This is a genomic window from Streptococcus sp. 79 (genome assembly GCF_013277425.1).
Taxonomy (GTDB): domain Bacteria; phylum Bacillota; class Bacilli; order Lactobacillales; family Streptococcaceae; genus Streptococcus; species Streptococcus pseudopneumoniae.
On sequence record NZ_VMMW01000109.1, the window covers coordinates 1 to 10,342 of the forward strand.

A 10,342-nucleotide genomic window follows, 5' to 3' on the forward strand; every position below is an offset into this window, starting at 1 on the left:
TCATCTTAAAACAACATCAAATTCTTTCCATCACGGCAGATAATGGTACAGAATTTAACCGCTTGTCTGATGTATTTTCTGAGGAACATATCTATTATGCGCACCCCTATGCCTCTTGGGAGATTGAACCCTATTTCTCCAAACACCGCACCTATAAATGGCCGAAACGAGTACTTGTTAATGAGACTTTGTACGTCACTAAAACAGGTTGTCAATGGCGCATGCTCCCTCACGACTTTCCTCTTTACTTAACGGTATGGAGTTTCTTTCGTCGTTCTATGACGACAGGTTGGTTCCAGGTCAATGGCAGATGGTACTACGCGCTTATAGCTCAGGTGCCTTGGCAGTGAATACGACTGTAAATGGCTATTCTGTCAACTATAATGGCGAATGGGTTCAATAATGAAAGAAGCGATTGTGAATGGAAACAATCGCTTTTTTTGTGAAAATATAATAAAATAGATAGGAAAGAATTAATACTTGTATGAAAAATAAGACGTTTTTTCGTCTAGTAAAAGGAAAAAATGACAAAAAAAGTTGGTGTCGGTCAGGCACATAGTAAGATAATTTTAATAGGGGAACATGCGGTCGTTTACGGTTATCCTGCCATTTCCCTGCCTCTTTTGGAGGTGGAGGTGACCTGTAAGGTAGTTCCTGCAGAGAGTCCTTGGCGCCTTTATGAGGAGGATACCTTGTCCATGGCGGTTTATGCCTCACTGGAGTATTTGGATATCACAGAAGCCTGCATTCGTTGTGAGATTGACTCGGCTATCCCTGAGAAACGGGGGATGGGTTCGTCAGCGGCTATCAGCATAGCGGCCATTCGTGCGGTATTTGACTACTATCAGGCCGATCTGCCTCATGATGTACTAGAAATCTTGGTCAATCGAGCTGAAATGATTGCCCATATGAATCCTAGTGGTTTGGATGCTAAGACCTGTCTCAGTGACCAACCTATTCGCTTTATCAAGAACGTAGGATTTACAGAACTTGAGATGGATTTATCCGCCTATTTGGTGATTGCCGATACGGGCGTTTATGGTCATACTCGTGAAGCCATCCAAGTGGTTCAAAATAAGGGCAAGGATACCCTACCATTTTTGCATGCCTTGGGAGAATTGACCCAGCAGGCAGAGGATGCGATTTCACAAAAAGATGCTGAAGAACTGGGACAAATCCTCAGTCAAGCGCATTTACATTTAAAAGAAATTGGGGTCAGTAGCCCTGAGGCAGACCATCTGGTTGAAACGGCTCTTAGCCATGGTGCTCTGGGTGCCAAGATGAGCGGTGGTGGGCTAGGAGGCTGTATTATAGCCTTGGCAGATAATTTGACACACGCACAAGAATTAGCAGAAAGATTAGAAGAGAAAGGAGCTGTTCAGACATGGATAGAGAGCCTGTAACAGTACGTTCCTACGCAAATATTGCTATTATCAAATATTGGGGAAAGAAAAAAGAAAAAGAGATAGTGCCTGCTACTAGCAGTATTTCTCTAACTTTGGAAAATATGTATACAGAGACGACCTTGTCGCCTTTACCAGCCAATGTAACAGCTGACGAATTTTACATCAATGGTCAGCTACAAAATGAGGTCGAGCATGCCAAGATGAGTAAGATTATTGACCGTTATCGTCCAGCTGGTGAGGGCTTTGTCCGTATCGATACTCAAAATAATATGCCTACGGCAGCGGGCCTGTCCTCAAGTTCTAGTGGTTTGTCCGCCCTGGTCAAGGCTTGTAATGCTTATTTCCAGCTTGGTTTGTCTCGGAGTCAGTTGGCACAGGAGGCTAAGTTTGCCTCAGGTTCTTCTTCTCGGAGTTTTTATGGACCACTAGGTGCCTGGGACAAGGATAGTGGGGGAATTTACCCTGTAGAGACAAACTTGAAACTAGCTATGATCATGTTGGTGCTAGAGGACAAGAAAAAACCAATCTCTAGCCGTGACGGGATGAAACTTTGTGTGGAGACTTCGACGACTTTTGACGACTGGGTTCGTCAGTCTGAGAAGGACTATCAGGATATGCTGATTTATCTCAAGGAAAATGACTTTGCCAAGATTGGAGAATTAACGGAGAAAAATGCTCTTGCTATGCACGCTACGACAAAAACAGCATCACCAGCCTTTTCTTATCTGACCGATTCATCTTATGAAGCGATGGACTTTGTTCGTCAACTTCGCGAGCAAGGAGAGGCCTGCTACTTTACTATGGATGCCGGTCCTAATGTCAAAGTTCTTTGTCAAGAGAAAGACTTGGAGCATTTATCAAAAATCTTCGGTCAACGTTACCGCTTGATTGTGTCAAAAACAAAGGATTTGAGTCAAGATGATTGCTGTTAAAACTTGTGGAAAGCTCTATTGGGCAGGTGAATATGCTATTTTAGAGCCCGGACAGTTGGCCTTGATAAAGGCCATTCCCATCTATATGAAGGGCGATATTGCTTTTTCTGACAGCTACCGTATTTATTCAGATCTGTTTGATTTCGCAGTAGATTTGGCGCCAAATTCTGACTACAGCTTGATTCAAGAAACGATTGCTTTAGTGGAAGATTTCCTGACTTATCGAGGTCAAACTTTAAGACATTTTTCTCTAGAAATTCGAGGAAAAATGGAACGGGAAGGGAAAAAGTTTGGTCTAGGTTCTAGCGGTAGCGTCGTTGTTTTGGTCATCAAGGCTCTGCTAGCTCTGTATAAGCTTTCGGTTGATCAGGAGCTTTTGTTCAAGCTGGCTAGCGCTGTCTTGCTCAAGCGCGGAGACAATGGGTCTATGGGGGACCTTGCCTGTATTGTGGCAGAGGATTTGGTTCTTTACCAGTCATTTGATCGCCAGCAGGTAGCAGCTTGGTTGAAAGAAGAAAATTTGGCGACTGTTTTAGAGCGTGATTGGGACTTTTCAATTTCACAAGTGAAACCAACTTTAGAATGTGATTTCCTAGTGGGATGGACCAAGGAAGTGGCTGTATCTAGTGATATGGTTCAACAAATCAAGCAAAATATCAATCAGAATTTTTTAAGTTCCTCAAAAGAAACAGTGGCTTCTCTGGTAGAAGCCTTGGAGCAGGGGAAATCCGAAAAAGTTATTGAGCAGGTGGAAACAGCCAGCAATCTCTTAGAAGGCTTGAGCGCAGATATTTATACGCCTTCGCTTAGACAGCTGAAAGAAGCCAGTCAAGATTTGCAAGCCGTTGCCAAAAGCAGTGGCGCTGGTGGTGGTGATTGTGGTATTGCCTTGAGTTTTGATGAGCAATCAACTGAAACCCTAAAAAACCGTTGGGCCGATCTGGGGATTGAGCTCTTATACCAAGAAAGGATAGGACATGACGACAAATCGTAAGGATGAGCACATCCGCTATGCCCTTGAGCAGAAAAGTTCCTATAATAGCTTTGATGAGGTGGAGCTGCTTCATTCTTCCTTGCCTCTTTACAATCTGGATGAAATCGATCTGTCGACAGAGTTTGCTGGTCGAAAGTGGGATTTTCCTTTTTATATCAATGCCATGACAGGTGGGAGTGAAAAAGGTAAAGAAATCAATCAAAAGTTGGCTCAAGTGGCAGAAGCCTGTGGTATTTTATTTGTAACGGGTTCTTATAGCGCAGCACTCAAAGATCCAGCAGATGACTCTTTTTCTGTCAAGTCTAGTCATCCCAATCTCCTCCTTGGAACCAATATTGGATTGGACAAGCCTGTCGAGTTAGGCCTTCAGACTGTAGAAGAGATGCATCCTCTTCTCCTGCAAGTGCATGTCAATGTCATGCAGGAATTGCTTATGCCTGAGGGAGAAAGGAAGTTCAGAAGCTGGCAATCGCATCTGGCAGACTATAGCCAGCAAATTCCTGTTCCTATTGTTCTCAAGGAAGTGGGCTTTGGAATGGATGCCAAGACCATCGAGAGAGCCTATGAACTGGGTGTTCGTACAGTGGATTTATCAGGTCGTGGTGGCACCAGCTTTGCCTATATCGAAAACCGTCGCAGTGGCCAGCGTGATTACCTCAATCAATGGGGACAGTCTACCGTGCAGACTCTACTCAACGCCCAAGAATGGAAAGACAAGGTCGAACTCTTGGTTAGTGGAGGCGTTCGGAATCCGCTGGATATGATTAAGTGTTTGGTCTTTGGTGCCAAAGCTGTAGGACTGTCACGAACAGTTCTGGAATTGGTTGAAACCTATTCAGTTGAAGAAGTGATTGGTATTGTTCAAGGCTGGAAAGACGATCTGCGTTTGATTATGTGTGCTCTTAATTGTGCCACCATAGCAGATTTGCAAAAAGTAGACTATCTTCTTTATGGAAAATTAAAAGAAGCAAAGGATCAGATGAAAAAGGCGTGACCACCGCCTTTTTTCCATCCTCAGACTGAGGTGACTTTTTTGAAGTGTGATAAAATAGAAAGGAGAGGATCAACCTATGAGAAAATTTAAAATCTTTTTATTTATCGAAGCCTGTCTTTTGACGGGAGCTCTGATTTTGATGGTTTCAGAGCATTTTTCACGTTTTCTGCTGATTTTATTCCTCTTTTTGCTTTTGATTCGCTATTACACTGGTAAAGAGGGCAATAATCTTCTTTTAGTGGTGGCAAGCATTCTCTTCTTTTTCATCGTCATGCTCAATCCTTTTGTGATTCTAGCTATTTTTGTTGCGGTCATCTACAGCCTCTTTCTTCTTTATCCGATGATGAACCAGGAAAAAGAGCAGACCAATTTGATTTTTGAAGAGGTGGTAACGGTTAAGAAGGAGAAAAATCGTTGGTTTGGAAATCTTCATCATTTTTCAAGCTACCAGACTTGCCAGTTTGATGATATCAATCTCTTTCGTCTCATGGGTAGGGACACTATTCATCTGGAGAGGGTTATCCTAACCAATCATGACAATGTCATTATCCTCAGAAAGATGATAGGCACGACCAAAATCATCGTACCTGTAGATGTGGAAGTCAGTCTCAGCGTTAATTGTCTCTATGGGGATTTGACTTTTTTCAATCAGCCCAAGCGAGCCCTCCGCAATGAACACTATCATCAAGAAACGAAAGACTATCTCAAGAGTAACAAGAGTGTCAAGATTTTCTTGACCACTATGATTGGGGATGTGGAGGTGGTCAGAGGATGAAAAAACAAGCTTATGTAATCATTGCCATCACCTCTGTCCTCTTTGTCTTTTTTTTCTCCCACAGCTTGCTGGAAATCCTTGACTTTGACTGGTCTATTTTCTTGCACGATGTCGAAAAAACAGAAAAATTTATCTTTTTATTGTTGGTATTCAGCATGTCCATGACCTTTCTCTTATCCCTGTTTTGGAGAGGTGTGGAAGAGCTTTCTCTAAGAAAAATGCAGGCTAATCTCAAGCGTTTGTTGGCAGGGAAAGAAGTGGTTCAGGTTGTAGATCCAGATTTGGATGCTAGTTTTAAGTCCTTATCTGGCAAACTTAACCTCTTGACAGAAGCGCTTCAAAAGGCTGAAAATCACAGCCTTGCTCAGGAAGAGGAAATCATCGAGAAGGAACGAAAGCGGATTGCTCGGGATTTGCACGATACAGTCAGTCAGGAGTTGTTTGCGGCTCACATGATTTTATCAGGCGTCAGTCAGCAGGCTTTGAAATTGGATAGAGAAAAGATGCAGATCCAGTTGCAGAGTGTCACAGCTATTTTAGAAACTGCCCAGAAGGACTTGAGAGTCTTGCTCCTGCACTTGCGACCAATTGAACTGGAGCAGAAGAGCTTGATAGAAGGGATTCAAATTCTCCTAAAAGAGCTTGAGGACAAGAGTGATCTCAAGGTTAGTCTCAAGCAGAATATGACGAAATTGCCCAAGAAGATTGAGGAGCATATCTTCCGCATTTTGCAGGAGTTGATCAGCAATACCCTCCGCCATGCCCAGGCCTCTTGTTTGGATGTCTATCTCTATCAGACAGACTTTGAATTGCAGCTGAAGGTGGTGGACAATGGGATTGGTTTCCAGTTAGGGAACTTAGACGACTTGAGTTATGGACTGCGAAATATCAAAGAGAGGGTTGAAGATATGGCTGGAACAGTTCAACTCTTGACAGCTCCCAAGCAAGGACTGGCAGTTGATATCCGTATTCCCCTGTTAGATAAGGAATGATAAAGGAGTAAAGATGAAAATTTTACTAGTAGATGACCATGAAATGGTCCGATTGGGCTTGAAAAGCTACTTTGATCTCCAAGATGATGTAGAAGTTGTGGGCGAGGCGGCAAACGGGTCTCAAGGTATTGACTTGGCCTTGAAATTGCGTCCGAATGTCATTGTCATGGATATTGTCATGCCTGAGATGAATGGAATTGACGCGACCTTGGCCATCCTTAAAGAATGGCCTGAAGCCAAGATTTTAATTGTGACTTCTTACTTGGACAATGAAAAAATCATGCCTGTCTTAGATGCAGGTGCTCGTGGCTATATGCTCAAGACTTCTAGTGCCGACGAACTGCTCCATGCTGTCCGTAAGGTGGCTGCTGGGGAGTTGGCCATTGAGCAAGAGGTCAGCAAAAAAGTCGAATACCACCGCAATCACATAGAACTACATGAGGACCTGACTGCGCGTGAGCGAGATGTTCTCCAACTCATCGCCAAGGGCTACGAAAATCAGCGTATCGCTGATGAACTTTTTATCTCTCTCAAGACGGTCAAGACCCATGTGTCCAATATCCTTGCCAAACTTGAAGTCAGCGATCGCACCCAGGCGGCTGTCTATGCCTTTCAGCACCATTTGGTGGGGCATGAAGAGTTTTAGATGAGTTTAGCAGATTTACTTGAGGAGCTAGAAGCAGCAAAAGACTCTAAAAAGCAAGACCCATGGAAGCCCATATGCGCCATCAATTTTCTTTTCTAGGTATTGCGGTGCCTGAAAGAAATAAACTCTATAAAAATATTTTCCAGAAGCGAAAAAACAAAGATTATCGATTGGGATTTTGCAGATACTTGCTGGGAAAAAGAATCTAGAGAATACCAGTATGTGGCTGCTAACTATTTGAAAGCAATGCAGTCTTATTTAAAGGACAGCGATTTGCCTAAGCTAGAGCAGTTGGTTGTTACCAAGTCTTGGTGGGATACGGTGGATATCCTAGATCGAGTAGTAGGGAGTTTGGTGTATGAGAAGCAGGAACTGGAAAAAATAATCCTCCAATGGAGCCTGTCAGACAATATCTGGTTGAGACGCGTCGCTATTGACCACCAGTTATTAAGAAAAGAGAAGACCAATACTCAATTAATGGAAAAGATTCTCCTTCATAACTTGAACCAAACAGAATTTTTTACCAATAAAGCCATTGGCTGGACTCTGCGAGACTACTCCAAAACGAATCCAACTTGGGTAACATGCTTTATTGAGAAAAACAAGGAAAGAATGGCTGAACTTAGTATCAAAGAAGCAAGCAAGTACCTCTATCGTGATTGAAAAGCGCAGTCATTAATTGAAAAGTTTACCTGTTTATGTGATAATGGAGGGTATTTACAGAAGGTGGTAGATTTCTTGATTCTATAGTAGATTGAGAAATTTAGAATAGTATGCTATAATCACATTAGGAGGATAAAAATAATGAAGAAAACGTTTTATAAAAAATTGGGTATTTCAATTATTGCGAGTACTTTATTGGCTAGCCAGTTGTCGACAGTATCTGCTTTGACTGTTATTTCTAGTACAGGTGAAGAATATGAGGTGAGTGAAACATTACAGGAAAGTCCAGAAACTAATAATTTTTCACTTCCTGAGATTTCGCCAACATATGGTTCATATTACCAAAATCAATCAGAAGTAATTATCGGTAATGATGATTTGGTTAAAATTGATAATACTCTACAATATCCGTATTCAACTTCAGCTATGGTTTTGTCTGAGTACAATGGTGTAGCCAATGGAACGAATATAGAAGGAAGAGGAAGCGCGAATTTTATTAAAGATAATGTTTTAATTACAGCAGCTCATAACTTCTACAGTCATAAATATGGAAAAGAAGCGGATGCTATTTATGTACTTCCAGCAGCTAGTCCAGATCAGGAACCATTTGGAAAGATCAAGGTTAAGGAAGTTCGTTATTTGAAAGAATTTAGAACTTTAAATTCTAGAGATGCATCGAAATATGACTTGGCTCTATTAATTCTAGAAGAGCCTGTTGGCGCAAAATTGGGAACACTGGGGCTTCCAAATAGTCAGAAAAATTTGGCTGGAACACCAGTGACGATTACAGGATATCCATCATATGATTTTGGAATTCATCAAATGTATACAGATAAAAAACAAGTTTTAAGTGATGATGGTACTTTTTTGAATTATCAAGTTGATACTTTGGGGGGATCAAGTGGATCTGCTGTTTATGATGCTAGTCACCGTGTAGTCGGAGTACATACTTTGGGAGATGAAGCTAACCAAGTTAATAGCGCAGTAAAATTAAATGAACAGAATTTATCATTTATTTATTCAGTACTTAAAGGATATTCTCTTGAAGGATGGAAAAAATTAAGTGGCAGTTGGTACTATTATAAACAACATGATAAACAAACGGGTTGGCAGAAAATAGATGATACTTGGTACTATCTAGATGCTTCTGGTAAGATGCTTACAGATTGGCAAAAAGTAAATGGAAAATGGTATTATTTGGGAACCTCTGGTTCAATGGCAACAGGTTGGAAAAATGTACGAGGCAGATGGTATTACTTAGATAATAAAAATGGTGATATGAAGACTGGTTGGTATAAAGATGGTTCAACATGGTACTATCTAGATCCTACTAATGGAGACATGAAAACAGGTTGGATAAAAGTAGGAGGAAACTGGTATTATCTTAACTCAAGTGGAGCTATGGTAACAGGTAGCCAAACTATCGATGGTAAAGTTTATAATTTTGCTTCATCTGGTGAGTGGATTTAATATTGGAGGACATATAAATGAAACTTTTGAAAAAAACTATGCAAGTTGGACTGACAGCATTTTTCTTTGGTTTGCTAGCTACAAATACTGTTTTTGCGGATACCACAGGTGGCCAATTTGTTGATAAGGATAATAGAAAATATTATGTAAAAGATGCTCATAAAGCAATCTATTGGCATAAAATAGACGGAAAAACTTACTATTTTGGTGATAAAGGAGAAATGGTAGTTGGATGGCAATACTTAGAAATTCCTGGAACAGGTTATCGTGATGATTTATTAGATAACCAACCAGTTAATGAAATCGGCCTTCAACACAAGTGGTACTATTTTGGACAAGATGGGGTACTACAAGAATTTGTTGGCTGGAAAGCATTAGAGATTAAAACAAAAGACAGTGTTGGAAAAGAGTACGGGGAAAAACGTGAAGATTCAGAAGATTCAGAAGATAAAGAAGAGAAGCGTTATTACACGAACTATTACTTTAATCAGAATCATTCTTTAGAGACAGGTTGGCTTTATGATCAGTCTAACTGGTATTATCTAGCTAAAACAGAAATTAATGGAGAAAACTATATTGGTGGTGAAAGACGTGCAGGTTGGATAAATGATGGTTCAGCTTGGTACTACCTTGATCCAACAACTGCTGCAATGCAAACAGGATGGCAATATCTAGGTAATAACTGGTACTATCTCCGTTCATCAGGTGCTATGGCAACTGGTTGGGTGAAAGATGGTTCAACTTGGTATTATCTAGATGCTCAAAATGGTGATATGAAGACAGGTTGGGCTTATGTTGGTAACAGTTGGTACTACCTTCGTTCATCAGGTGCAATGTCTACTGGTTGGGTGAAAGATGGTTCAACTTGGTACTACCTAAATGCAAGTAATGGAGATATGAAGACAGGCTGGTTCCAAGTCAATGGTAAATGGTACTATGCCTATGGTTCAGGTGCTTTAGCTGTTAATACCACAGTAGGTGGTTACTACTTAAACTATAATGGCGAATGGGTTAAGTAATGAAGGCTAATGGTAAACTGTGATGGATATTTAACTTTGTATAATAGGTGGATAAAAGTCTTTAAAATAGGAAAAAACGCATAATATTAGGTGAACTGCACCCCAAAAGTTAGACAGACAAAATCTAACTTTTGGGGTATTTTTATTATGAAATTAACTTATGATGATAAAGTTCAGATCTATGAACTTAGAAAACAAGGATATAGCTTAGAGAAGCTTTCAAATAAATTTGGGATAAACAATTCTAATATTAGGTATATGATTAAATTGATTGATCGTTACGGAATAGAGTTCGTCAAAAAAGGAAAAAATCGTTACTATTCTCCTGATTTAAAACAAGAAATGATTGATAAAGTCTTACGTGAAGGCTGGACTAAAGATAGAGTTTCTCTTGAATACGGCCTCCCAAGTCGTACGATACTTCTTAATTGGCTAGCACAATACAAGAAAA

10 protein-coding genes and 3 pseudogenes are annotated in these 10,342 nt (G+C 40.7%); all 13 read left to right on the plus strand.

The genetic code is table 11. From position 1 onward, the window contains the following. Positions 1-122: pseudogene (locus HT729_RS11120) on the plus strand (IS30 family transposase); the annotation flags it as partial. Further along, positions 123-403, plus strand: a pseudogene (locus HT729_RS11125) (transposase). It begins immediately after the preceding pseudogene. Between the two features lie 121 nt (positions 404-524). Next, a complete protein-coding gene (gene mvk / locus HT729_RS11130; protein ID WP_172932023.1) occupies positions 525-1,403 on the plus strand; it encodes a mevalonate kinase in 879 nt (292 codons plus the stop codon). After that, positions 1,385-2,338, plus strand: coding sequence for a diphosphomevalonate decarboxylase (gene mvaD, locus HT729_RS11135; protein WP_023941611.1), 954 nt, complete (start codon positions 1,385-1,387; stop codon positions 2,336-2,338). The genes mvk and mvaD overlap by 19 nt, the downstream gene beginning before the upstream one ends. Further along, positions 2,325-3,332, plus strand: a complete 1,008-nt coding sequence (locus tag HT729_RS11140) for a phosphomevalonate kinase (RefSeq protein WP_000562398.1) — start codon at positions 2,325-2,327, stop codon at positions 3,330-3,332. The genes mvaD and HT729_RS11140 overlap by 14 nt, the downstream gene beginning before the upstream one ends. Beyond that, positions 3,316-4,326 carry a type 2 isopentenyl-diphosphate Delta-isomerase gene (gene fni / locus HT729_RS11145; protein WP_000210664.1) on the plus strand — a complete coding sequence of 337 codons (1,011 nt, stop codon included), beginning with the start codon at positions 3,316-3,318 and terminating at the stop codon, positions 4,324-4,326. Before HT729_RS11140 ends, fni begins: the two co-directional genes overlap by 17 nt. 76 nt (positions 4,327-4,402) lie before the next feature. Then, complete coding sequence (gene liaF / locus HT729_RS11150) at positions 4,403-5,101, plus strand: cell wall-active antibiotics response protein LiaF (RefSeq protein ID WP_001224642.1); 699 nt, start codon at positions 4,403-4,405, stop codon at positions 5,099-5,101. After that, on the plus strand, positions 5,098-6,093 hold the full coding sequence (locus HT729_RS11155; protein ID WP_000743655.1) for a sensor histidine kinase: 996 nt from the start codon (positions 5,098-5,100) through the stop codon (positions 6,091-6,093). Before liaF ends, HT729_RS11155 begins: the two co-directional genes overlap by 4 nt. Positions 6,094-6,106: 13 nt before the next feature. Further along, entirely contained in the window at positions 6,107-6,739 is a 633-nt protein-coding gene (locus HT729_RS11160) for a response regulator transcription factor (RefSeq protein WP_000698420.1), read from the plus strand. After that, positions 6,740-7,402: pseudogene (locus HT729_RS11170) on the plus strand (DNA alkylation repair protein). A gap of 426 nt (positions 7,403-7,828) precedes the next feature. Next, complete coding sequence (locus HT729_RS11175) at positions 7,829-8,872, plus strand: serine protease (protein WP_202795742.1); 1,044 nt, start codon at positions 7,829-7,831, stop codon at positions 8,870-8,872. Positions 8,873-8,889: 17 nt separating this feature from the next. Further along, positions 8,890-9,891 carry a choline-binding protein CbpJ gene (cbpJ, locus tag HT729_RS11180; protein WP_119942540.1) on the plus strand — a complete coding sequence of 334 codons (1,002 nt, stop codon included), beginning with the start codon at positions 8,890-8,892 and terminating at the stop codon, positions 9,889-9,891. 147 nt (positions 9,892-10,038) lie between these two features. After that, the coding region (locus HT729_RS11185) for a transposase (protein ID WP_172932024.1) at positions 10,039-10,342 on the plus strand (304 nt) is incomplete at its 3' end.